Source organism: Dethiosulfovibrio russensis (genome assembly GCF_021568855.1).
Lineage (GTDB): Bacteria > Synergistota > Synergistia > Synergistales > Dethiosulfovibrionaceae > Dethiosulfovibrio > Dethiosulfovibrio russensis.
On record NZ_JAKGUG010000012.1, the window covers coordinates 43,027 to 67,813 of the forward strand.

At 54.2% G+C, this 24,787-nt stretch carries 20 protein-coding genes; 11 read left to right on the forward strand and 9 right to left on the reverse strand.

Translation table 11 applies throughout. The annotated features are described in order from the left end of the window. Positions 1 to 6 precede the first annotated feature (6 nt). Both L2W48_RS11565 and L2W48_RS11570 read right to left on the reverse strand, forming a co-directional pair. The gene (locus L2W48_RS11565) at positions 7 to 1,191 is read right to left on the reverse strand and encodes an NAD(P)-dependent malic enzyme (protein ID WP_329604271.1); all 1,185 of its coding nucleotides are present in this window, start codon (positions 1,189 to 1,191) and stop codon (positions 7 to 9) included. Positions 1,192 to 1,384: 193 nt separating this feature from the next. Then, on the reverse strand, positions 1,385 to 2,530 hold the full coding sequence (locus tag L2W48_RS11570) for a hypothetical protein (RefSeq protein WP_236100126.1): 1,146 nt from the start codon (positions 2,528 to 2,530) through the stop codon (positions 1,385 to 1,387). Between the two features lie 373 nt (positions 2,531 to 2,903). Between L2W48_RS11570 and L2W48_RS11575 the strand changes: the two genes are divergently transcribed. Next, positions 2,904 to 4,883: an FAD-dependent oxidoreductase gene (locus L2W48_RS11575; protein WP_236100127.1), complete on the forward strand. Its 1,980-nt coding sequence runs from the start codon at positions 2,904 to 2,906 to the stop codon at positions 4,881 to 4,883. On the opposite strand, the gene L2W48_RS11580 is transcribed toward L2W48_RS11575, so the two are convergent. The 6 genes from L2W48_RS11580 to L2W48_RS11605 form a co-directional block, all read right to left on the reverse strand. Next, the gene (locus tag L2W48_RS11580; protein ID WP_236100128.1) at positions 4,862 to 6,043 is read right to left on the reverse strand and encodes an NAD(P)-dependent oxidoreductase; all 1,182 of its coding nucleotides are present in this window, start codon (positions 6,041 to 6,043) and stop codon (positions 4,862 to 4,864) included. The genes L2W48_RS11575 and L2W48_RS11580 overlap by 22 nt on opposite strands. Positions 6,044 to 6,166: 123 nt before the next feature. Then, positions 6,167 to 6,925, reverse strand: coding sequence for an ABC transporter permease (locus L2W48_RS11585; protein ID WP_236100129.1), 759 nt, complete (start codon positions 6,923 to 6,925; stop codon positions 6,167 to 6,169). Beyond that, on the reverse strand, positions 6,922 to 7,866 hold the full coding sequence (locus L2W48_RS11590) for an ABC transporter ATP-binding protein (protein WP_236100130.1): 945 nt from the start codon (positions 7,864 to 7,866) through the stop codon (positions 6,922 to 6,924). Before L2W48_RS11590 ends, L2W48_RS11585 begins: the two co-directional genes overlap by 4 nt. After that, entirely contained in the window at positions 7,863 to 8,555 is a 693-nt protein-coding gene (locus L2W48_RS11595; RefSeq protein ID WP_236100131.1) for a response regulator, read from the reverse strand. The genes L2W48_RS11590 and L2W48_RS11595 overlap by 4 nt, the downstream gene beginning before the upstream one ends. Next, the gene (locus L2W48_RS11600) at positions 8,552 to 10,147 is read right to left on the reverse strand and encodes an ATP-binding protein (RefSeq protein ID WP_236100132.1); all 1,596 of its coding nucleotides are present in this window, start codon (positions 10,145 to 10,147) and stop codon (positions 8,552 to 8,554) included. Before L2W48_RS11600 ends, L2W48_RS11595 begins: the two co-directional genes overlap by 4 nt. After that, positions 10,147 to 10,902: a DeoR/GlpR family DNA-binding transcription regulator gene (locus L2W48_RS11605; protein WP_236100133.1), complete on the reverse strand. Its 756-nt coding sequence runs from the start codon at positions 10,900 to 10,902 to the stop codon at positions 10,147 to 10,149. The genes L2W48_RS11600 and L2W48_RS11605 overlap by 1 nt, the downstream gene beginning before the upstream one ends. A gap of 217 nt (positions 10,903 to 11,119) precedes the next feature. Between L2W48_RS11605 and L2W48_RS11610 the strand changes: the two genes are divergently transcribed. The 5 genes from L2W48_RS11610 (at position 11,120) to L2W48_RS11630 (ending at position 16,707) form a co-directional block, all read left to right on the forward strand. Then, on the forward strand, positions 11,120 to 12,733 hold the full coding sequence (locus tag L2W48_RS11610) for an ABC transporter substrate-binding protein (RefSeq protein ID WP_236100134.1): 1,614 nt from the start codon (positions 11,120 to 11,122) through the stop codon (positions 12,731 to 12,733). Between the two features lie 93 nt (positions 12,734 to 12,826). Beyond that, the gene (locus tag L2W48_RS11615) at positions 12,827 to 13,792 is read left to right on the forward strand and encodes an ABC transporter permease (protein ID WP_236100135.1); all 966 of its coding nucleotides are present in this window, start codon (positions 12,827 to 12,829) and stop codon (positions 13,790 to 13,792) included. Positions 13,793 to 13,802: 10 nt separating this feature from the next. Further along, positions 13,803 to 14,702 (forward strand): ABC transporter permease, encoded by a 900-nt coding sequence (locus L2W48_RS11620; protein ID WP_236100136.1) that lies wholly within the window; start codon positions 13,803 to 13,805, stop codon positions 14,700 to 14,702. Positions 14,703 to 14,718: 16 nt separating this feature from the next. Then, positions 14,719 to 15,699: an ABC transporter ATP-binding protein gene (locus tag L2W48_RS11625; RefSeq protein ID WP_236100137.1), complete on the forward strand. Its 981-nt coding sequence runs from the start codon at positions 14,719 to 14,721 to the stop codon at positions 15,697 to 15,699. Further along, the gene (locus tag L2W48_RS11630) at positions 15,700 to 16,707 is read left to right on the forward strand and encodes an ABC transporter ATP-binding protein (RefSeq protein ID WP_236100138.1); all 1,008 of its coding nucleotides are present in this window, start codon (positions 15,700 to 15,702) and stop codon (positions 16,705 to 16,707) included. Positions 16,708 to 16,776: 69 nt separating this feature from the next. On the opposite strand, the gene L2W48_RS11635 is transcribed toward L2W48_RS11630, so the two are convergent. Further along, complete coding sequence (locus L2W48_RS11635; RefSeq protein WP_236100139.1) at positions 16,777 to 16,977, reverse strand: cold-shock protein; 201 nt, start codon at positions 16,975 to 16,977, stop codon at positions 16,777 to 16,779. Between the two features lie 228 nt (positions 16,978 to 17,205). Here L2W48_RS11635 and L2W48_RS11640 point away from each other — a divergent pair, with 228 nt between their 5' ends. The 5 genes from L2W48_RS11640 to L2W48_RS11660 all read left to right on the forward strand — a co-directional run bounded on the left by L2W48_RS11640 (position 17,206) and on the right by L2W48_RS11660 (position 24,596). Then, entirely contained in the window at positions 17,206 to 17,934 is a 729-nt protein-coding gene (locus L2W48_RS11640) for an endonuclease/exonuclease/phosphatase family protein (RefSeq protein WP_236100140.1), read from the forward strand. A 20-nt stretch (positions 17,935 to 17,954) separates the two neighbouring features. Continuing rightward, positions 17,955 to 19,418 carry a cardiolipin synthase gene (cls, locus tag L2W48_RS11645; RefSeq protein WP_236100141.1) on the forward strand — a complete coding sequence of 488 codons (1,464 nt, stop codon included), beginning with the start codon at positions 17,955 to 17,957 and terminating at the stop codon, positions 19,416 to 19,418. Then, positions 19,415 to 22,591: a sensor histidine kinase gene (locus tag L2W48_RS11650; protein WP_236100142.1), complete on the forward strand. Its 3,177-nt coding sequence runs from the start codon at positions 19,415 to 19,417 to the stop codon at positions 22,589 to 22,591. Before cls ends, L2W48_RS11650 begins: the two co-directional genes overlap by 4 nt. Next, a complete protein-coding gene (locus tag L2W48_RS11655) occupies positions 22,588 to 23,232 on the forward strand; it encodes a response regulator transcription factor (RefSeq protein WP_236100143.1) in 645 nt (214 codons plus the stop codon). The genes L2W48_RS11650 and L2W48_RS11655 overlap by 4 nt, the downstream gene beginning before the upstream one ends. A gap of 140 nt (positions 23,233 to 23,372) precedes the next feature. Next, on the forward strand, positions 23,373 to 24,596 hold the full coding sequence (locus L2W48_RS11660; RefSeq protein WP_236100144.1) for a dicarboxylate/amino acid:cation symporter: 1,224 nt from the start codon (positions 23,373 to 23,375) through the stop codon (positions 24,594 to 24,596). The last annotated feature ends 191 nt before the right edge of the window (positions 24,597 to 24,787 follow it).

Here is a 24,787-nt window from a genome sequence, read left to right on the forward strand (position 1 = left end):
GTTGTATTACGCTCTGGCTATCCCGGCCTTTCTAGCCGCCTCCGACACCGCTTTGGCGACCGTCGGGACGACCCTCTCGTCCAAGGCCTCGGGAATTATCCTCTCGGAGGAAAGTTCATCGTCCGAAACCAGTCCGGCCAGTGCGTAGGCCGCGGCCAACTTCATCGACTCGTCGATATCGCTGGCCCTCACGTCCAAAGCCCCTCTGAATATGCCGGGAAAGCCGAGACAATTGTTGATCTGGTTCGGGAAATCGCTGCGCCCTGTGGCGACGACTGCCGCTCCGGCCTTCACAGCCTCGTCGGGGTATATCTCCGGGGTCGGGTTGGCCATTGCAAATATTATGGCATTGGAAGCCATAGAACGGACCATATCGGCCGTGACCAGTCCGGGACCGGATATTCCAAGGAAAACGTCCGCTCCCGCTATGACGTCCGCCAGAGTCCCCGATTCCTTGCCCCTGTTGGTCTCCTCGGCCATCTCCTTCTTGATCCAGTTCATGTTGGTCTCTCTTCCCTCGTAGATGGCTCCGGCTCTGTCGCACAATATGACGTTACCGGCCCCTACGCTCTGAAGGAGCTTGCATATGGCTATACCGGCGGCACCGGCACCGTTCATCACTATCTTGACATCCTCTATGGACTTACCGACCAATTTAAGTGAGTTGAGCAAACCGGCCAGGACTATTACCGCCGTTCCGTGCTGGTCGTCGTGAAAAACCGGTATATCCAGTCTTTCCTTAAGCTTTCTCTCGATCTCGAAGCATCGGGGGGCGGCGATATCCTCCAGGTTGATGCCGCCGAATCCGCTGGATATCATAGCTGTTGTCTCAACTATCACGTCCACGTCCTTGCTGCCGACGCAGATCGGGAAGGCGTCGACCCCGGCGAAACGCTTGAAGAGAACCGCCTTGCCCTCCATCACGGGAAGTCCGGCGGCTGGACCTATGTCGCCCAACCCCAGGACGGCGCTTCCGTCGGTTACGACTGCCACCATGTTCCCCTTGGTCGTGTAGGTATACACGTCCTCGGGATTTTCCTTGATCTTACGACAAGGCTCGGCGACGCCGGGCGTGTATACCACCGCCAGATCGTGCATATCCTTCACGGGAATTCGACTCTCCACGCTGAGTTTACCCTTGGCCTCGGCGTGGGCCTTCAACGCCTCCATATAGATACCCGAATCGCTCACAGAGATCTCTCCTTTCAGATCTAAACCGGTCTGTCGACAGGTTCTTACCGTCATGACAGCTACACTGTACCGGGATAAAGCCCGAACATCAACGTATTAGAACACAAAAAAGACTTTTGGTCATTTCGGTCACGAAGAGACAAAAAAGCAGGCGAACCTAAACAGGTCCGCCTGCCCCATAGATACCGCCACTCTATATAGACACCCTGGAGGAACTTCTGCCTTGATCAAACAACTCCTGAAGTAGTGCAGAATCATCCATGTCGAAGATCAGATCCCGAAAATAGGTATCCTCCACCCCGAGGTCGGAATATATATCGTCCTTGAATAAAGAATCCACCTCGGAGAACATCTGACCGAGAGGGCTGGTCACGTCGATCATACGAAGATCGGAAAAGTCCGCTCCTAGGGAAAAGGCCATGGTCCCCAGGGGACCGTCCACCTTGTTCTGAAGGTCCAGCAAGTCCCTGTTCACCGATAGGTCCTTTCTCGCTCCACCTGAGTCGGAGGATTTCATTTTCTCCACGAATTCCTCGAACTTTGCGGACATGTCCCATATCTTCTTGAGATCGTCGTCTATCCTGTCCGTTATCTCGCCCGATCTCTCCGGATCGATCAGCATCATGTCGTCCTGGGCAAACATCGGCTCGGACGCCACTTCCGAAAGGCTCTTCCCAGATTCTCCGGCCTCCGCCAAGGCGGAGATGAGTTTGTCCGTGTGACTCTCCAAAACATTGCCCTTGCCCGTGGCGACAAGCGTAACATAATGTACCGTATCACCGTTTATCATTGGGGCACCTTCCTCTGGATCAAGTTTTCTGGCACCAAAGATCCGCAAGCCATCAAGACCTAGATTACCTAGATTGACTTTATTTAAAGACTGATCAGAGGAGAGATCCAAGAAGCAACCGTAAAATCCATATTCGTCGGATCCTTCAACTCCCTCACCTACTATGCTTTTCGCTCCGTCAGTAGGGAGGGTGGACTCGTAGGTCTTTCCGGCCAACTTCAAGGCCACAGAATGGATTTCCCTATGCAAATCTGACTGAAACTCAGCCATTCTGGACTGAAGCAACAGCCTCTCGTCCTCCGAAAGCGACTCCTCCCCTTTTTCGGAGATCAGCTTCATTCCCTGCATAACCTTGCCTATTCTCTCGAATCCATCCCTTATGGTGGACACCGCCTGACTTTCCTCCAAGGAAAGCTCCTCCGTGGACGAGGTCTTCAGAACACTTCCGCTTTCCAGCTTTCGACCTCCCACCCGGAGTCCTGCCGCTTGATATCCTAGGCTCTTTCCCCATATACCGGAAAGATTCTGATCGTTTCCGTATATCCTCATAGTTCTCTACCTTTTTACTAACATCAACAACACAAGCCCCGATAGAAGCATAGAGAAATTCCTGGACACGAACATCTCCTCCTTGAAAATCATCAGATATTCGTGGCACCCTCCATTATTTTTATCGACGTTATCATTTTAAACCATTAGTTTTTAGATAATAACCAAGACAACAAACACAAACTGCGAACTATTCCATCCAGTCTCATATTACGCAAAACATGCTGCGGACCTAAAGTCTGGATATCTCGATGTCGTTATCTCTATCGTACGGTGAGTCAGACATGGCCTGAAGACTGTTGTCCATACCAATTCATGATATATACTCTTACTAAACTAAACGCCGGGATTCCTCGGTTAAGGAGTGATAGGTGTGAGAGTCTTTCTTTATTCTGTTCTTTGCTCCGTCCTTTTTACTACCGTCTTATGCCCCACCGCCGACTCCGAGGTTAGATCAGGCGAGTACGACGTCATAGTTGTCGGTGCGGGATCGGGAGGCACCGCCGCAGCGATCCAGGCCGCCAGGTGCGGGGCTTCGGTCGCCCTGGTGGACGAGACCGGCTGGATCGGCGGACAGATCACCGCCGCGGCGGTCTCCACCATGGACGACGTGGGGCACAACAGATCGGGATTATATCTGGAGTTTATAAGAAGGGTCAGAGAAAGCTACGGAGCGACGGGAACCGACGTCAACATATGCTACTGGGGAAACGACACCATAGCGACGGAGCCCAAGGTGGCAGAGGAGATATTTCTCGACATGCTGAGAGGAGCGGCTCCCGGCAAGGTCGAACTCTTCCTCCACAGGACGCCGGAGGCGGTCCTGACGGAGGAAAATCGAGTCACAGGGATTATCCTGAAAGACGGCGATTCGGGAACGATAATGCTCAAAGGGAAGGTCACGATAGATGCAACGGAATGCGGCGATCTGCTTCCAATGACCCCGGCTAGATACAGGGCGGGAAACTCCCTGTCCACCAACCTGGATATGGACGGGGAGATACAGGACATAACCTGGGTCGCAGTTATAAAGAGCGAGGACTCGATCCCGGAGGAACTGAAGGTAAAAAGACCGGACGGATACGACAGAGACGTGGGGAGGTTCAGAAGAGTGGTGACCACCGACGGGGCCACCTGGCCGGGACAAGCCCCCTTCGACTTCGCCAGTCACAAAGCCTACAGAGCCCTTCCGGACAGGGGCAATCCACACAGAATAGAGGGAGGGGAGTCGGAGACCTGGCCCTACATAACCAGGACCTGCGTCAACTGGGCCAACGACGTTCCCGCCAACGGCCCCGATCACGTGGGACTGACCGTCCGCTATCTGGAGGACAAAGACTACAGACGGCTGGTAAACGGAGAGGCCATCGGCAGGACGTTGAGGTTCATCCACTACGTCCAGACCGAACTGGGGCTGTCCAACTGGACGGTGGACCGGTCTCAAGGATACGGAGAAAGAGGGGACCGTATAAGGGACAGAGCCCTATATCTGGACGAGAGTAACGACGCCGTTCTGAACCACTTCCCACCAATTCCCTACGTCAGAGAGAGTCGAAGGATCGTCGGAATCGAGACAATGACGGCCAAGACCGTCGCCAGAGACATACGACTCGGCCGAGCGGTGGAAAACAGGACGAACTCGATCGCCCTCGGTGAATATCCTCTGGACATCCATGGATCCAGGGTCCCAGGAAGCCTGGAATCGGATCTAGGAGAGTCTATGGCCGACTATCCAGGCGAGTGGAGATCCGACGAGGGAGTCTTCCAGGTGCCCTACGGAGCCCTTATTCCGGAGACGGTGGACGGCCTCTTAGCCGCGGAGAAGAACATATCGGTGTCCAGGCTGGTCAACGGGGCGACGAGGTTGCAACCCATAACGATATTGACTGGCCAGGCGGCGGGAGCCATAGCAGCCCTCAGCTCCCTCTCCCACCGAGATCCAAGGAACCTGCCGGTCATATCGGTCCAAGACGTCCTTTTGAGGGGTAAGAGCGCCCTGTCGCTGTATTCCTTTTTCGACGTCCAGCCGGACCATCCCCATTGGAGGGGCGTCCAGGGAGCGACCCTCTACGGATACTTCGATCCCATGACGCCGGTGATCTTCGGAACCTCCCTGCCGGTGGAGGAACGACACATGTCCTACATGATATCCAGGGCCTTCTACGTGAGGGACCTTGAGGGAGGCGATCTTTTCGTCTCCAGATCGGATTTCGTGGAAAGACTGAAGAAGACGGCCCCCCGATGGGAACCGTCTTCTATGGACTGGGATGGACCACCGGAGGAACTGATCTCCCGAGGAGAGGCCGTCACAGCAGTATGGGACGCACTGGTTCAGTCGGTTCCACTCAGATAGGAGTCCATGGCCTCGACCACCTTCTTGGAGAAACGGACCGCCTCCACGACGGTCTTCGCTCCGGTCACGACGTCACCGGAGGCGAAGACCCCGTCTCTGGAGGTACGACCGGAATCGTCGGCGACGAGAAAATCCTCTCTGGTCTCTATGCCGTCCCTGCTGGATCCTATGAGAGACCGGGGCCCCTGGCTGACCGCCACTATCACCGACTCGCAGGGGAAGAAGTCCTCCTCTCCGTCTCTAGCGAAACGAACTCCCTTGGAAGTTATCGCGACGGGCGTGCTCTCCAGCATAAAATCGACCCCGTCGATCTGGGCGTATTCCACCTCGATCTTGCGGGCCGGCATCTCCTCCCAGCCTTTTCGGTACATCACAGTGACATGGGAGACTCCCTTGCGGACGGCGGTCCTTGCGACATCCATGGCGGTGTTGCCGGCCCCTATCACGCACAGGGTTCGACCCAAACGGTAGACATCCGGGTTCTTCAGATAATCTATGGCGAAATGACAGTTACCCAAGGATTCCCCCGGTATTCCCAGCCCCTTGGGCCTCCACACGCCGGTCCCTACGAACACGGCGGAGAAACCGTCCCTAAACAGATCGTCCAGACCCAGGGTCGTACCGATGGTGGTATTGGGCCTTATCGTGACTCCGAGCTTCCTTAGGTTGGCCTCCAGCCCGTCGATCAGGTCCTTGGGAAGGCGGAACTCGGGAATTCCGTAACGCATCACTCCCCCGATCTGGTCCTTTCCCTCGTAGATGGTTATTGAATACCCCCTCAAAGCCAGAAGAAAGGCTATGGTTATCCCGGCGGGACCGGAGCCGACTATGGCAACGGACTTGCCCTTCTTCGGCAGGGGCTCCAGGTCCATAACGTTCATGTAGAATGACGATATGTAGTGTTCTATGTCGCTTATCCTTATGGGGGCTCCTTTGCGTCCGAGTACGCAGTGCCCTTCGCACTGACGCTCCTGAGGACACACTATGGAACACACCACCGAAAGGGGGTTGTTCTGGAACAGGGTCCTTCCGGCGGAAACTATCTGGCCGTCCACCAACATCCTTATCATGTCCGGTATGGCGGTGTTCACCGGACAGCCCTTGACGCAGGCCCCACACCTTATACAGCGACGGGCCTCCTCCAGTATGTGCATCTCCATGGCTCTCTCTCCTTATTTATACGATATACACCGAAAGGATTTCAGCATCATACCTCAGGCCCGTCGAATTGCCAATCTTACTTTAACATAAAGATAGCTATCACATACACAAAGGCCCGGCCGTCACTGGATCCACTTTTTTCTGATGGACCTGAGGCTCACCATAAAGAGCAAGGAGGCAAAGCCGACCAGTGCCAGCCAATCCACCGGAACAGATATGAGCCCTTGCCCCTCCAGTATCCACCTCATAAGGTCGACCCCGTAGGTAAGGGGCAACATGTAGGAGAGGGGACGGAGAAAGATGGGAAGACTGGAAACGGGAAAGAAAAGCCCGCATAGAAACAGCATGGGAAAGCGGAAGAAGTTAGAGAGGGTCTGGGCCTCGAACACCTCCTTAACCGACACGGCAATGAAAAGCCCCATGAAGGTACAGACGACGGAAAGCACCGCACCGGCCGCCAGGATGGAGGGTACAGACGCCCCGGAGAGATCGTAGAAAAACGACGCCATCCAGAAGGGTATCATGCAGTTCAACACTCCGAAGGCTATGGCTCCGGAGGTCTTGGCCGCCATCAGCATCTCCAGAGGCAGAGGGGCCAGAAGAAGTCGATCGAAGGACCGTCCCTTCCTCTCGAAGGTCACGGTTACCGCCAACATGGATGTCGTACCGAACAGGACGGACAGGGACATTATTCCCGGAAGGAGGGCCCTCACATCCTCCATTGAACCTCCCGACCGTATCAGGAACATGGCGGTCCAGGCAAGGGGAAAGAGGATCCCCCAGCTGATGTTCGGGGGCTTGAGGTAATAGGCCCTGACGTCTTTGACGAGAATATTCCAGTAGGCTATCCACCATGAGGGTCTTATACCGGCTCTCATCATCGTTCATCCTCCATCTCCGCCACCTGCAAGAAGACACCCTCCAGGGTAGACACGATCCTCCGGGCCTCCAAAACCTCGAAGCCTCCGTCCTCCAGCGTTCTGACCATCGCTCCCACCGACAAGTAAGTCTCGGATCTGGCTGTAACGGCACCCCGTCCTGACGGCTCGAAAGAGACGGCTGGGAATGCCGATCGGAGAATGAATTCAGCAGGACCGTCTCCTTCCCCGTCGAATCGTAAAAGTATGGCCTCTCCCCTTCGATCTTTTTTGAGCAATCCCTCCATGGTGTCGGTGAGAACTATTCTACCGGAACGGATGAAAGCCACTCTATCGCAGAGTCTCTCTGCCTCCTCCAGATAGTGGGTCGTCAGAAACACGGTGGTTCCGTTCTCGTTCAAACTCCTTATCATCGAACGAATGGTCCTGGCGCTGACGACGTCTATGCCGGTGGTCGGCTCGTCCAGAAAGAGCACCGAAGGTTTGTGGATCACTCCGGCGGCTATGGTCAACCTGCGTCCCATTCCCTTCGAGTACCCTCCGAAACGTCTTTTCGCCGCATCTGCAAGGCCGACTGTATCGAGAAGCTCTTTAGCCCTGGCGATCCTCTCTTTTTTTCTCATTCCGTAGAGGGCCCCGCAAAAACAGAGGTTCTCGAAGCCGGTGAGTTCCGGATAAAGGGAGCTTTCATCCGGGACCACCCCTATTAGGTGCTGGACCGGTTTTCTGTCCGACGTACAGTCCAGGCCTCCTAGCTCTATACTGCCTCCGTCCGGACGGGCCAGGCCGGTAAGCATGTTTATGGTCGTGGTCTTTCCCGCTCCGTTCGGCCCCAGAAAACCGAAGATCTCCCCCTTCTCCACCTCGAAGGAAACCCCCTTCACGGCTTCCACCGATCCGAAGGACTTCGAAAGCCCTATTACCTTTATTTCCGGATTTATCAAGAACAATCCCCTCCTTTAGCGTCCAAAAGCCTGTAAAGGTTGACAGGACGACCTACGTCCCTATGAAGAGGCTCCACCGCAGCCCTGTTTATGGACACGAGATACTCGAGGTATCTCCTCGCTGTTACCCTGGAGACGCCGGCCCTAACTGCGACCTCGTCGGCTGAGAGGGCCCCTTCCTCTTCCATGAGTATCGACCTTACCCGATCCAGCTGAACCGACCCCAATCCCTTGGGAAGACATCTGTCTCTCTTCTCCCGAGCTCCTCTTCGCATTATCCTGTCTATGGCTCCCTGGTCAAGGTCTCCCTTTTGTGCCCAATATAAAAGGTAACCCTCCATAGCCTCTTTGAACCTCTCGTAGGTAAAGGGTTTCACTATATAGTCGAAGGCTCCGAAGCGCATCACGTCCCTGACGGTATCGGTCTCATGAGCGGCGGAGACCACTATGACGTCCACGTTTCGACGTCTTCGACGGATTTCGTGCAGTGTCTCCAGACCGTCCAGCTCGGGCATGTAGATGTCCAGGATGACCAGATCCACGCTTCTCTGTTCCAAAACCTTCAGGCCGTCCATCCCGTTCGCCCCGAGCCCTACGAGCTCGAAACCTGGTATGGATAGGACGAAACGTTTGTGAATATCCATTACCATCGGGTCGTCCTCGACTATGAGAACCCTTATATCGCTCACGATCTACTCCCTCCGTTCGGCAGGTTCACCAGGAACTCGGTGGAGACCCCTTCCCTGGACTCCAGGTTGATCTCCCCTCCGTAGGCTTCCACCAGAGACTTGACGTTGAAAAGTCCGTACCCGCCGTGGCCTTCGCCCTTGGTGGAGAAACCCCTCTCGAATATATCCTCTTCCAGGTTTTCCGGGATGCCGGGCCCGGTGTCCTTTACCGATATTATTATCCGCCCCGACTCGTCGAACAAAGACAGGTAGATCCTCCGTCTCTCCCTCGACACGTCCATAAGGGCGTTCATACCGTTCTCCAGCAGGTTCCCCAGTATCGCCACGAGGGCGTTGGAATCGACCCTTCCAGGAGGTCCCAGATAGCTATCTTCGTCTATTCGAAACTCGATCCCCAACTCCCGACAACGGCCCATCTTCCCCAGTATCAGGCCACCTACCGACGGGTTTTTTATCCTTCTCGCGATGAAGGACATCACCGATTGGGTAGACTGGACGGTCTCTGATATGAAGGCGACGGCTCGGTCGTGTTCCCCGAGCTGAACCAGCCCACTTATGGTCTGAAGCTTATTCAGAAACTCGTGGTTTCTCACCCTCAAGGCATCGACGTAACGTCTGACACCGGTCAGCTCCTCCGCCATCGAAGTGACCTCGGACATATCCCTGAAACTGGCCACGGCTCCAACCGTTCTTTCCTGACATACTATGGGCACCCTGTTGGTGAGTATCCTGGAGTTCTCCGACACCTGCTCTCTGTCGTATTCGGGAACACCGGAACTCAACACCTGAGGAAGACGGCTGTTCGGGACGACTACGTCCACTTGACGCCCTATCACGCCCGAATCAGGAAGCCCCAAGAGCCGCCGAGCCTCGCCGTTTACGAGGGTTACCTTGCCGGTCTCGTCCACGGCCAGGATCCCCTCTTTTATCGATTCCAGCATGGCCTCTCTTTCCCAGAGGAACCTGTCTATCTCCTCCGGCTCGAAGCCTCTCATAGATTGCTTGACACCGTCGGCGAGCACGGTAGCTCCCACTATGCCGACCACCAACCCTAGAGCAAGAGCCATGAGAACGTTGGTCGTCAGTCTCCAGGTCTCTGCGTTTACCCTGTCGATAAGTATACCGACGAGTACCGCTCCCACCAGCTCGCCATTCCTGTAAATTGGAGCGAAAGCCCTCAGGGAGGGGCCTAGCGTTCCGACCGCCCGCGAGACGTAAGATTCTCCAAGGAGCGATCTTCCTTCGTCTCCTCCCACCACTCTCTTGCCTATCCTCTCAGGGACCTTGTGGGAATATCGAATCCCGTCCGTGTCTATCACCACGACGAACTCGGTCCCAGTCTTCTTTCTTACGCCGTCCGCTATGGGTTGAATTGCCTCCGCCCCGTCGGGTCGACCGACGTTATCGATTATCCCTGGAATGTGAGCCACGGACAAAGCGATGTCCATAGCGTCCTCCGCCATGCTCCTCTCGAACATGGGAATGACCGTTCCCCTTATGACCAGACCTGTCACCAGAGAACTCATCAGAAAGAAACAAAAGACGAGCCCTATCACCTTGCCTTTGAGAGACAGACGAAAGAAATTACCCATCAGCTCGCCGAACTAACCGAAACCCCCTGGGGAACCTTCATCTCAGGATCGTCGGTTATCACGTGCCCGAAGCTCTCGGCCGACGCTATCAAGGAAGGCGCGGCCGCACCTATCTTGCTGGAATCGACCATCAGGTAGAGCTGCTTCGTGTTGTTCACCACCACCTGTTTAACACCTGCGGTGAAAGGGGATAGATCGAACACCCCCGAATCGCATCGGTAGGACGCGCAGGAGAGAAAGGCCTTGGAGAAAAACGACGACCGGAGCGAAGACTCCGCCTTGGGACCTACCATGGAGTTGAAACCTGGAAGAAGGCTGCCTCCTACGCATTCCACGTTGAACCCCGGCGCTCCCGCCAATATCTCCAGCGCCTTAAGGCCGTTGGTGACTATATGTAGCCTGGTGAAGCGACTCACCAGCAGTTCGGCCAGAAAATAACAGGTCGTGCCAGCCCCGAGAAAGACGACGTCGTTGTCGTTTATGTATTCCATAGCCTTGATAGCCAGAGATCTCTTCACGTCCACGTTTACGTGAAGTCGTCTGGCGAAAGACTGTTCCGCCCCGCTGGGGCTCGACTGAAGTCTCACAAAACCGTATCCCGATGAGATCTTCCCCAGCGAAATCAGGTCCTTTATATCCCTTCTTATGGTGACCAGAGATACCGACAGATCCTCCGCAAGATCGGCCGGCTTAGCGCTGCCCTTTCTGTGAAGGACCTCAAGTATAGCTTTCCGTCTATCCTCTTTTGCGCCCAAGAGTCCGACTCTCCCTTCATAATACCCTGTCTTATTCACACCTTTATCTTGATCATTATAACGCCGAGTTGACATCGTCTCTCCATCGAGATGATTACTTCTTGAAACATCGAACTTTCACTCGCTGAAGCAGTTGACTTTTGATTTTTCAGACGATATTATGTATCCAGTAACGAATACACTATATGGACACGTTCCAAAAGGAGGAATCGTCATCTTGAAAAGAGCAGCTTTAGCTATCCTGACGGCATTTATCGTGATCCAAGCGGCGGCCTGTTACGCAACGGGACCAAGAGACATAGTGATAGGGTTGGCGGGAGACGCCTACTCGTTGGATCCCTACCCTCTCAACGAGACGATCACCAACGCACTGAACTACCACATATTCGACAGACTGGTGGAGCCGGACAAGAACCTACAGCCCCTCCCGGGACTTGCCGAGAGCTGGGAGATCTCCGACGATTCCAGAACCTGGATCTTCCACCTAAGGAAGGACGTCAAATTCCACAACGGCAACGATTTCACCGCCGACGACGTGATTTTTTCCTTCGACCGCTCCAAGAGAAGCGGGAAGTCGGCCTTCACCTACTGTCTCTCAACAGTGGAAAGCTATGAAAAACTGGACGATCACACCCTAAAGGTAGTGTGCAAGGATCCCAACGCCCTTCTATTGGCCCACCTCAAGGATCTAGCCATAATGGACGAGGAAAGCTGCAAGGGCAAGGAAGACGACTGGATCGCCCTTCATCCCAACGGAACCGGTAGGTACATACTGGAGGAACACCTTAGAGGAGACAGGCTTGTCCTCGTCAGAAACGAGATTTACTGGGGAGAAAAGCCCGCACCGGAGAAAGTCACCTTCAAGCCCATCACCAACGAAGGCACCAGGACCGCCAACATGTTGTCCGGAGCGGCCGATCTGGTGGTGGACATCCCTGTCAGGGACGTAAAGATACTTGAGCGAAACAAGAGGATATCGGTACTGTCCGAGCCTAGCCTCAGGGTAATATATCTCAACCTGGCAGGATGGACCGACAAACCGTCGGTGGACACTAAGATGCCCCTGATATCTCCGGACGGATCGAATCCCTTTAAGAACAGAAAGGTTCGGGAAGCTATTTACAGAGCCATCGACGAGGACGAAATAATCGATAAGGTGATGAACGGCTTTGCCGAACCTGCAGCCACCTATATCCCCGAGGGCTTCAACGGCTACAACGGTGACATCAGAAGACTGTCCTACGCCCCCAAGACGGCGGAAAAACTTCTGGACGAGGCGGGATATCCCAGACAGAAAGACGGCTATCGTTTCGAAGTAACCCTCGATGCCTCCAACGACCGCTACATAAACGACGGAGCCATCGCCGGGGCAATCGCCGGATACCTTGAGAAAGTGGGAATAAAGGTAAACCTGAACCTGATGTCCAGGACTGTATTCTTCTCCTACATAAGTACATCCAACAAGACCGGCGACAACACCCATCTCTGCATGACCGGATGGGCCGACTCCGGCGGCGAGAGCGCGTTGATGGCTCTGGATCTGGTATATAGCATACGGCAGGACGGACCAGTCAAGGAAGGCTACGGAGGGGTCAACAGGGGTTACTATCTCAACCCCGAGGCGGACAGACTGGTAGACCTGGCGATGTCGACATCCGATCCGGAGGAGAGGGCAAAGATCATGAGAGGTGTATGGGCCATGGCCGCCGAGGACGTATCCTACATCCCCCTGCATTTCCAAAAGGACATCTACGCCTGCAACGATCGCATCGTCTACCATCCCAGGAAAGACAAGTACGTCTATGCCTGGGACGTAGAGTTCAAGGACTGAGCTGCCGATTCTAAATAAACCCGACCGCCACGGCGGAGTCTTCCCGTTCAGGAGGATCCGCCGTGGTGTCTATCGCAACCACGGAGGTTGACAGTGTTCAGATTTATAGTTAAGAGGATTGGACAGCTGTTTCTGGTGCTGTTCGCAGTCTCCCTCATAGTGTTCATCTTCACCAGCGTCATGGGGAATCCGGTATATCTGATGGTCCGGGAGAACGCCACCGAGGCGGAGATCCAGGCGGTCACCCAATATCTGGGATTGGATAAATCGTTACCGACCCAGTACTGGATCTTCGTTAAGAACGCCTTGTCGGGAGACTTCGGTAAATCCTATATGTACCACCTGCCGGCTTTGGGACTCATAGTCGAGAGGTTCCCTGCAACCTTAGAGATAGTTTCTGTAGCCCTTTTGCTATCCGCTTTCATTGGCATTCCCCTAGGAGTAATATCCGGAGCCTACCCCAAGAACCCCTTCAGCAAGGGAGTCATGGCCTTTTCCATAGCGGGAATATCCATGCCCTCCTTTTGGATAGGCATGGTTCTGATATTCCTTTTCGGCATTTTTCTTGGAGTGCTTCCCGTCTCCGGCAGAGGGGAGACCGCCGAGTTTCTGGGCATATCGACGAGCCTGGCCACGTGGGACGGATGGATGCATATACTGCTACCGTCGGTGACCCTGGCCCTGGGCAACATAGCCACGATAATAAGGCTGACCCGTTCGGGGATGCAGGAAAACATGAGACAGGACTACGTAAAGTTCGCCAGGGCAAAGGGAGTACCCCGAAGAAAGGTGTTGTTCGGCCACGCCCTGAAGAACACCCTCATCCCGGTGGTGACCATCTTCGGTCTACAGATGGGGAGTCTCATAGCCTTCACGACCATAACCGAGACCATCTTCGCCTGGCCCGGTATGGGCAAACTGCTGATAGACGCCATAAACAGCGCCGATCGTCCGATAATAGCGGCATATATACTCTTCGTGGCGGTCATGTTCGTCTTCATCAACTTCGTGGTGGACATCATGTACGTGTTCATAGATCCCAGGATAGATCTACAGTGAGGAGGACCAAATGGCTGAAGCGACGAAAAAGGGGATCCTGACGGATCTTAGAAAGACCGAATTCTTCCACAACTACATCCGATCCACTTCCGGCATGGTCGGGTCCATCCTGGTTATCTCGGTCCTCCTCATAGCCGTATTGGGGCCTCTATGGACGGTTCAAAATCCCTACGACATAGCGACATTGGAGCTCAAGAACGCCTATAAACCGCCTATGTGGCTAGAAGGGGGATCCCCCGACTTCCCTCTCGGAACGGACCAACAGGGGCGAGATATGCTGAGCACTATCGTCTACGGAAGCAGGGTCTCCCTCTTCATCGGGCTTGCGGGAACCGCTTTGGCCAGCGTCATAGGGATATTCCTGGGGCTGGTAGCGGGCTACTTCGGAGGCAAGGTGGACAACGTGATAATGAGGATAGCGGACATACAGCTTTCATTTCCGACAATGCTGATAGCCCTGTTCCTCATGTCCGTCCTGGGGAGGGGTGTGGTAAACATACTGATATCCCTGACTCTGGTGGGCTGGGTCAGATACGCCAGAACCGTCCGAGGCGAGACCCTTTCGGTCAAGAAAAACGAGTACGTCGAAGCAGCTAAGGTTATAGGGCTTCCTCACCGCAGGATACTTTTCCGACACATAATGCCCAACGTTTTCGCATCCATCATAGTCCTCTCAACAATACAGGTCGGATCATTCATACTTACCGAAGCCAGCCTGAGCTTTCTCGGCCTGGGAGTACCTCTTACCCGGCCGTCCCTGGGAATGCTGTGCAACAACGGATTCTCGGTGCTCTACAGCGGCCTTTGGTGGGTCTCGATCCTCCCGGGGCTCTACATCATGGTCATAGTGTTCGGCACCAACCTCCTCGGTGATTTCCTGAGAGACGAGCTGAACCCAAAGTTAAAGTGACGGGAGGAAAATCGATATGGCTGGAAGGCTCCTAAAAGTGAAGGACCTTAGAACCTACTTCCACACGTTCAAGGGGACCGTCAGGGCAGTGGACGGAGTGTCCTTCTACGTGGATCATGGAGAGATCCTTGCCATAGTGGGAGAATCCGGAGGGGGCAAATCAATCACGGGATTCTCTGTCATAAGATTGATAGATGAGCCGGGACGGATAGAATCGGGCTCAATCGAATTCGACGGCACCGATCTCATGAAGCTCTCCGAGAGAGAGATGAACCGCGTGAGGGGAAGGGATATCTCCATGATCTTCCAGGACCCCATGACCTCTTTGAATCCGGTATACACCATAGGCAAACAGCTGGACGAAACTCTGATGCTTCACACCGACATGGACGGCAAGACAAGAAAGAAGGCATCAATGGAACTTCTGAGATCCGTAGGTATATCCAACCCGGAGAAAAGACTCAGCGCCTACCCGCACCAGTTCAGCGGAGGAATGAGACAGAGGGTGGTCATAGCCATAGCCTTAGCGGCGGATCCCAAACTCGTGATAGCCGACGAACCGACCACCGCTCTGGACGTGACTATACAGGCCCAGATCCTAAGGCTGATGTCCGACATGGTCAAAAACAGGGGAAGATCCCTGATACTGATAACCCACGACCTGGCGGTGGTGTCCGAGATGGCCGACCGGGTCAACGTGATGTACTGCGGTAAGATCGTGGAGACCGGGACCACGAGGACCGTCATAGACAAAAGCGCCCATCCCTACACCAGGGGACTAATAGGCTCCATACCGGACCTGGATAGAGACAAAAAGAGGCTGGACACCATAAAGGGGATCGTTCCCAATATGTTCGATCTGCCCGAAGGCTGTCGCTTCGCCCCCAGATGCCCCTTCGCCCGAGCCATATGTGACGAAAAGGAACCGCCTCTGGTCGAGGTTGCGGAGGGACACCTGGCGGCATGCCATTTTCCACTCGGAGAGGAGAGCCTGTAGATGGAACCCCTTCTGGACGTACGGGATCTGGTTCAGAGTTTCGACCTGAACCCCGATCTTCTCAGCAAAATAACCTTCGACAAGGGACGGCCTACGATAAAAGAGAGGATCGTCAAGGCGGTGAACGGGATAAGCTTTTCCGTGAAAAAGGGGAAGGTCTTCAGCATAGTGGGAGAGTCGGGCTGCGGAAAATCCACCGCGGCAAGGACGGTAATAAAGCTGATAGAGCCGAAATCGGGAAATATAACCTACGACGGCAGGGACATAACCGAGCTTTCCAGAGAGGAGATGCTCCCTCTCAGAAAGAGGATGCAGATGATATTCCAGGATCCCTATGCGTCCCTAAACCCCAGACAGAGGGTCTTGGACATACTGACCGAGCCGATGCTGTTTCATAGAACTTCATCCTCCGTTGCAGAGGCGAGGGAAAAGGCCATGAAGCTGCTTAAACGGGTCGGGATCAGGGCGGAACAGGGATCCAGATACCCCCATCAGTTCAGCGGAGGTCAGAGACAGAGGATAGGCATAGCCAGGGCCCTGGCGGTGGAACCGGAGCTGATAATAGCGGACGAACCGGTATCGGCACTGGACGTCTCCATACAGGCCCAGATACTGAACCTGCTGATGGACCTTAAGGACGAACTATCTCTCTCCTATCTTTTCATAGCCCACGACCTCTCTGTGGTCAAACACATAAGCGACGAGATAGCCGTCATGTACCTGGGATACATCGTGGAAAAGGGGGACAAACGACAGATATTCTCGAACCCGTCGCATCCATACACCAGGGCGCTGTTCTCAGCCATCCCCAGGATATCCGGGAAGACCTCCGACACAGAGGACCTTCCTAAGGGAGAGATTCCAAGCGCGATAGACCTTCCCTCCGGATGTCCGTTTCACGGAAGATGCAAGGAGGCCATGCCTCTTTGCTCCCGACTGAGACCAGAGGCACAAGAGATGGAGCCGGGACATGTCGTCTCGTGCCACCTGATAAAATCGCAGAGTTGAAGGCTCGAAAACACAAAAAAGCGGCGGTCCCTAGGGACCGCCGCTTTTTGAGACTAGATTAGAAAAGGTTTAAACAGGCGTAACGTTCGAAGCCTGGGGACCCTTCTGTCCGTTCTCGATGGTGAAGGTCACAGCCTGACCCTCATCAAGGGTCTTGAAGCCGTCGACGTTGATGGCGCTAAAATGGACGAAGTAATCCTTTCCGTCCTCACCGGTGATAAACCCATAGCCCTTTGTGCCGTTAAACCATTTCACTGTTCCCTGAGTCAAGGTGTTGCCTCCTAAAATGTTTTTTGCCGCTACCATTTCTGCGACAAACAAAGTCTACTTCAATCCCATCCACTTGTCAACAACTTTTATAAGATTTTGTAAAAATATTTTTATTTAACCCAAAGTTATTTTAAGTCTTCAGAGAGCCCTTCCAAGAAAAAAACTGAGACACCCCGAACCAACTGGATATATGATATCGTTTCCTAAACAAGATCCAGGAGGAGAGAAATGAGACTTATACTTTATAACGTGAGATACGGCACCGGGACGGGACTCTCCTACCATGTGCCAGCGCCCTTTTCCGGGAACTTCCGAAGATCGACCGGACGGTTCAAACGGATAACCGATTATCTTATGAACCTCTCTCCAGATATAATCGGACTGGTGGAGGTTGACGGAGGTTCATACCGCCACGAGGGAAACTGCCAAGCTGAGACGGCAGCTTCGTCGATGGGAGGCCATCATCGTTTCGCGGTTAAATACGGCGAGAGGATCTCTCGGTTACCGGTTTTAAGATCCCAGGGAAACGCCATAATATCAAGGCTAGCCCCGATCAAAACCGACTGCCATGATCTGGGCAGAGGGATGAAGAGAAACGCCCTTGAGGTCGTCTACGGCGACTTCTCCCTGGTTCTAGTGCACCTTTCTCTGGGCAGCAGAAGCCGTCGTCACCAGATCCGAGCACTGAGGGACCTCTGCTCAGCCAGAGAAAGACCTCTCATACTGGCCGGAGACTATAATACCCTATCCGGGCCGGAGGAACTGGCTCCTCTCAGAGAGACGGGAATGGCCAGCGTAAACGAACTCGGGCTTCCCACCTATCCATGTAGAAGGCCCCGAAAGGAACTGGACTTCGTTCTGATCTCCGAGGAGATATCAACCAAGGGTTTTTTCATCCCTGACGTACGTTTTTCCGACCACCTTCCACTCATATGTGACCTCGAAATTTCCCATTGAAAAGGAGTTGAGCCATTGCCATGCCTCTTAGCACCGTACTGACCGATCACCATCTCTGGCTGTTGATATTGGGGATACATAACGTCTCCTCCTGGATGATAAGGGTTACCATGCTGGCTGTTGTTCCCATGAGACACACCCCGGGAGCCGCCATGGCCTGGCTGGTGGTCATCTTTTTCTGGCCCTGGCCATGCCTGCTGCTGTACCTGGCCATGGGGTCCAACCTTCTGCCTCAGAGAAGACTGAAGAGACATCAGAGACTCCTCAGAGAGCTGTCTACCGTGAGAATAAGGTGTCACCAGACACTGTGCGCTCTGTCACCGGAGCTTCCGAGATCGCTACACAGAATATCCTCTCTGGCCGAGACTCTGGGACACATGGCGATAGTCGGGGGAAACGACGGGAAGCTTATATCCAAGGCGTCCGATCTCTCCTCGCTACTGGTGGGAGACATAGACGAATCTAAAGAGACCGTGGACCTGCTCTACTATATATTCTCCGACGACAACATAGGAGGCCCGGTGATAGAAGCCCTGACCAGAGCCTCCAAAAGAGGGGTTCAGTGTCGTCTTATGATAGACAGCGTCGGATCGGGCTCTCTTATAAAGGAAGGAAGGGTCGAGTGGCTAAGGGCCCAGGGAGTTTCGGTAGCGGAGGCCCTTCCGGCAAGTCTTTTCAGGAGACATGCCGCCCGATTCGACCTTAGAAATCACAGAAAGATAGCCATCGTAGACGGATCCGTGGCCTACACAGGCTCTCACAACATGATAGATCCCAGATATGGACACAGGGATCTAGTATGGCGCGATATGTCCATCAGGCTCAAGGGACCGGTGGTGAGACAGCTCCAAGCAGTTTTTCTGGAAGATTGGTTCGTCGAGACCGGAGAGGAACCGGACCTCAAACAACTCACCGCCCCGGTGGACCAGTGGGGTGACATATCGGTACAGACCGTTCCCAGCGGTCCGAACTACAGAACGGAGAACTATCAGAGACTGATAGTCAGCGCCATGCACGACGCTACAAGACGGGTGATAATAACCACCCCTTACCTCGTTCCCGACGAGAGCCTTCTCCAGGCTATGGAGGTAGCGGCCCTCAGAGGCGTCAGGGTTCAATTGATAGTCCCATCCCGAAGCGACCAGTTTCTGGTGGGACACGCAGCCAGGTCCTATTACCAGGAGCTTATGGATATGGGGATAGAGATCTACCAGTTTTCCGATGGACTACTCCACGCCAAGACCATGACGGTAGACGGGGAGCTTGCATTCTTCGGATCCAGCAACTTCGACATAAGATCCTTCGCCTTGAACTTCGAGATAAACCTAATCTTCTACGGCAAGGAGGAGGCTACCGCCATGGTGGAGGCACAGGAACGTTTTCTGGCGAAGTCGATAAGGCTCACGTCGTCCAGATGGAAGGATAGGCCCTTGGGGGTGAGAACACTGGAAAGCGCAACCAGGCTTTTCAGTCCTCTGTTATGAGAGTTATCGCCGCGATATCGACCTTGATCCTCCTGGCCGGGATAGCCTCCGCCCAGGAGGAAATCATATTCGAAAACCTATCCCTAGAGGAAGGGCTCTCCCAGACCACTGTCAGGGCTATCCTCATGGACAAGACCGGCTACATGTGGTTCGGAACGGACGGAGGTCTTAACCGATACGACGGATACGAATTCAAAATCTACCGTAAAAGATGGGGCCGAGACGACGGACTCTCGGACAACGTCGTGACCTCACTGGCAGAGGGCGAACGAGGCTATCTGTGGATAGGCACCTCCGGAGGGCTGGATCGACTGAACATGGCTACTGGAACGATAGAACACTACAGAAACGACCCTGCCGACGAAAACAGCCTGAGAGATCACGAGATAACGTCCCTCTGCGTGGACCGTTCGGGAACCCTATGGATAGGGACGACGGAAGGTCTGGAGAAGTCCATCGACATGGGCGGTGAATTCGAACATCAGAGAGATCTGCCCGAAGCCCCCGAGGAAGGGGTCAATATCTTAAAAGCCGATCGTTCCGGAGGAATTTGGATAGGGACCGACAGGGCCCTGTACAGAAAGGACGACGACGGCTACTCCCGCTACGTGATGAAAGGCTTAGGTAACGACTCGAACAGGGCCGTAACGGCCATAGAGGAGGACCACCGTTACCGGATCTGGGTGGGAACGAGATCCGGTAAGCTCTATGGTCTGGACAGACAGTCGGAAAAATTCGCCCCGGTATCTCTACCCACTGATAAAACCGGGCTCTCCAGATCGATAACGTCCATATACGAGGACATCGCGGGAGAGCTATGGATAGGGACCGACGGGAACGGGGTTATCCGCTTCGACCCAAACTCCGGAAGCACCTCGGTCTACCGCAGGGACGACACATCTCCCCACGGTCTCAGAGGAAACATAGTCCTCTCTATTTTCGGGGACACGGGGTCGTCGATATACTTCGGAGATCTTACAGGCATCATCTGGATGGGGACCTTCTCCGACGGAGTGGAAAAGGTTCACCTAAAGAAACCCTTCCAGAGGTACGACAGCAAATCCTACAACGTCAAGGGCCTTGTAGGACAGGACGTCAGGGCACTGTGGAAGGACAAAGACGGCACCCTCTGGGCCGGCACCTACGGCGACGGACTCAGGGTTATCGACGAGAGAAAGGGCACTTCGGGGACCATAAGGCACAACCCGCAAGACCCCATGAGTCCCGACAGCGACAGAATACTATCCATATTCAGATGCGACGACGATAGACTCCTGGTAGGAACGGACTCGGGACTGGACAGCTTCGACGGCAACGTCTTCGATACGATCCCCTTTATAGGCATGAAGGAATCTCCACCGGTTCGATCCATGACCCAGGGCAACGACGGAACCCTCTGGATCGGAACGGAAAGAGGACTATTCCGACTGGACGGAGCGATGGCCCTACCGGAAGACGGATGGGAGTGCCTTGCCGAAGCGGAGATAACCTCCATGGCCTTTAGAGACGGAATACTGTGGGTAGGCACCGACGACGACGGTCTATTCTCCTTATCTCTGGAGGATCAAACCTGTCGTCATATGACTCCTTGGTCGGATGACTGGGTCATGAGCGACAGGATACTATGTCTGATGCTGGACGAAAAGGGGCTCTGGATAGGGACGGACCTAGGACTTCAGAGGATAGAAGAAGACCAAGTCGACGTATATACGTCCGAGAACGGCCTGCCCAGCGACGTGATAAAGGCGATCCTTCAGGACAGATACGGCAATCTATGGCTCAGCACCGACAACGGCCTGAGCCGCATGGATCCCGAGACCGGGGACCTCACCAACTACTCCATGGGAGACGGCCTACAGGGGAAGGAGTTCAATCGAGGGGTGGCCATAACGGACCGCTTCGGCAAGATCTACTTCGGAGGGACCAAGGGGTGCAACAGCTTTTATCCGGACAACATAAGTGAAAACGAACACATACCTCCGGTCGTGATAAACGAGGTATCGGTGTTCGGAGAGCCGGCCCCTATGAGGAAAAATCGACAAGGATACAACAAGGTCGTCCTCACCGACAGACAGAACTACATCACCATAAAGTTCGCCGCACTGGATTACACCGCACCGAAGGCCAACGAATACATGTATCGCCTGAAGGGGTTCGACGAGAACTGGATACACTCGGGAAACGGACACGAGGCCAGCTACACCTATCTACCTCCGGGACGATACGTCTTCTCCGTAAAGGGAGCCAACAACAACGGGGTCTGGAACGAAGAAGAGGCGAACCTCGAGATAGTGGTAATTCCCCCGATATGGAAAACCCCCATAGCCTATCTTCTCTATATCTCATTGCTGGGGATCGTACTCTATCTGGCGCTTAAATACGTCAGAAACCGACAGGAAAAGAGGACTGAGAGACGTTTAAGGATGGTCATGGAAGGGGCCAACCGAAAGCTGACCGAGAAAAACAGGCAACTGGAACAGGCCAGGAGACACGAGGCAAAACACAGACAGAGACTGAGATCCCTCGCCACTGCCCTCACCGAAGCGGAGGAAAGGGAAAGACGTCAGATAGCCACGGAGGTCCACGATTCCATAGGCCAGACTCTGGCCCTGTCCAAGATAAAACTCGAGATGCTCCGCCAGTCCCTTTCCGGCCAGGCCGACGAGGACATATCGGCGGTTACGTCCATGCTGGACGAAACGATAGACTCCACCAGGACCCTAACGTTCGAATTAGGGACTCCCATGCTATACCGTTTCGGCTTCACCGCAGCGTTGGAATACCTGTCGGAGAGATTCGAGGATAATTATGGCATCTCCATAGAGTACATCTCGGACGGACCGATGCCCTCGATGGACGACGACATGAAGGCCTTCCTGTTCAGAGCGGTCAGGGAACTGGCGATGAACACGGTAAAGCACGCGGAGGCATCTAAGATGACCATCAGGATCAAGACCTACGGAGATCGACTTTACGTATCGACCACCGACGATGGATCGGGCTTCAATCCCAAGACCCTCGAAAAACTGGAGGGAAACAGGAGATCCTTCGGCCTTTTCAGCCTCAGAGAGAGGATAATCTCCCTGGGAGGACGGCTGGTAATAAGGTCGACCCCGGGGGAGGGGACCTCTGTGAGACTGATGGTCCCGGTCGGAAGGAGGAACGACGAATGACGATAAAGATACTCCTGGCAGACGACCATAAGATACTCAGGGAAGGAGTAAAGGTCCTGCTGAACCGCCAGGAAGATATGGAGGTAGTGGCAGAGGCAGGAAACGGAGAGGAGGCCCTGTCCATAGCCGGCGAGATCAGACCTGACGTAACTGTCATGGACGTCATGATGCCCCAGATGGACGGAATAGAGGCGACCAGACGGATAGTAGAGGACGGCTCGTCGAGGGTGGTGGCCCTCTCTATGTACGCCGACAGAAGCTTCGTCTCTGAGATGCTCAAGGTAGGAGCCCTGGGATTTCTTCTGAAGGACTGCGCTTCCACCGAACTGGTCGAGGCGGTGAGGAAGGTTATGGACGGGGAGATCTACCTGGGGCCCAGCATATCCCATATAGTCGCAAAACTGTACGTGTCGTCTCTGCACGACCCGGACGAGATAGAACCTCTGACGCCTAGGGAAAAAGAGATATTGATACTCCTGGCGGAGGGGAACACGAACAGAGAGGTGGCGGAAAGACTGCATCTCAGCATAAAGACCGTCGGGACCCACAGGCAACACATAATGAACAAGTTGAAGCTGGAAAACCTGGCCGATCTGGTCAAATACGCCATACGAAATGGAATGATCTCCATCAATAGATAACTATAAGCGACAAAACCTTAGTATAAATCAGCAAGAGGAGAAGCCCCTATCATCCTAAGACCGATTGTACCGCCCTGTGAAACGACATATGCTTACAAAAGTGTAGCTAAACACATCATATTCACATGGAGGGACGATCAATGGAGAGAAAAGGAAAGATAGGGCTTCTTCCAAAGCTGATAATCGCCATCATCGCCGGTATCCTGATAGGCAAGTTCACCCCCGAACAGGTGGTAAGGCTTCTCGCGACCTTCAACGGCCTCTTCGGCAATTTTCTGGGCTTCAGCATACCTCTGATAATAATCGGGTTCGTGGCTCCCGGAATAGGCGACCTGGGAAAGAACGCCGGTAAGATACTAGGATTAACGGTCGCGATAGCCTACGGTTCCACCGTTTTGGCCGGTTCCCTGGCCTACTTCGCAGACAGCGCCGTATTCCCCCACATTCTTAGCGTAGGCGCCATGGTCTCCGAATCGGCAGCTCACGGAAACCCCGAAGAGGCCCTGCTGGCGCCGTTCTTCATAGTGGAGATGCCTGCGATAATGGGGGTCATGACCGCCTTGCTGATAGCCTTCACCCTCGGGATAGGGATGGCCGCCATAGACGGAGGCAAACTCAACGAGGTCATGCACGAGTTCCAGAGCATAATAGAAAAACTTATCTCCGTGGTGATAATTCCCCTCCTTCCGCTTCACATCTGCGGCATCTTTGCAAATATGACCTACGGAGGCGAGGTCCAGACCATTATGTCGGTGTTCATAAAGGTATATGCCGTCATAATAGCGTTGCATTTCACCATGTTGATCGTCCAGTACCTCATAGCCTGTTCCGCCGCCGGAAAGAACCCCTTCAAGGCGATAAAGAACATGATCCCGGCCTACTTCACCGCCATAGGGACTCAGTCCTCCGCCGCGACTATCCCTGTCACACTTCAGCAGACTAAGGAAAACGGCGTCGACGAGGACGTGGCGGACTTCGTGGTTCCCCTCTGCGCTACCATACACCTGTCGGGAAGCACAATAACCCTGACCAGTTGTGCCATAGCGGTCATGATGCTTCACGGAATGGACGTATCCTTCGCAGCCATGCTGCCCTTCGTGATGATGTTGGGAGTCTGCATGGTAGCGGCACCGGGAGTTCCTGGCGGCGCCGTCATGGCGGCTTTGGGAGTGTTGGAGTCTATGCTCCACTTCAGCCCGACCATGCTCTCCCTCATGATAGCCCTCTACCTGGCCCAGGACAGTTTCGGAACCGCCTGTAACGTCACGGGAGACGGAGCCATCGCTATATTGGTCAACAAATTGACAGGCAAGAACGCAAGAGTTCAGGACGCCTCCGGACAACCGGTAGGCGCCGGAGACTGACGGGAACATAAAAACCCGAAACACACCACCCCCCGAGGGGAGAGATTATCTCTCCCCTCCTTTTCATGATCAAAAAAGGAGGCCGACATAGATGAAACGAATAGTGGTAACCGGAGGACTGGGACAGATAGGGACGGAGCTGATCCGCCGACTCAGGAAGGAATACGGCAACGACTGCGTATTGGCAACGG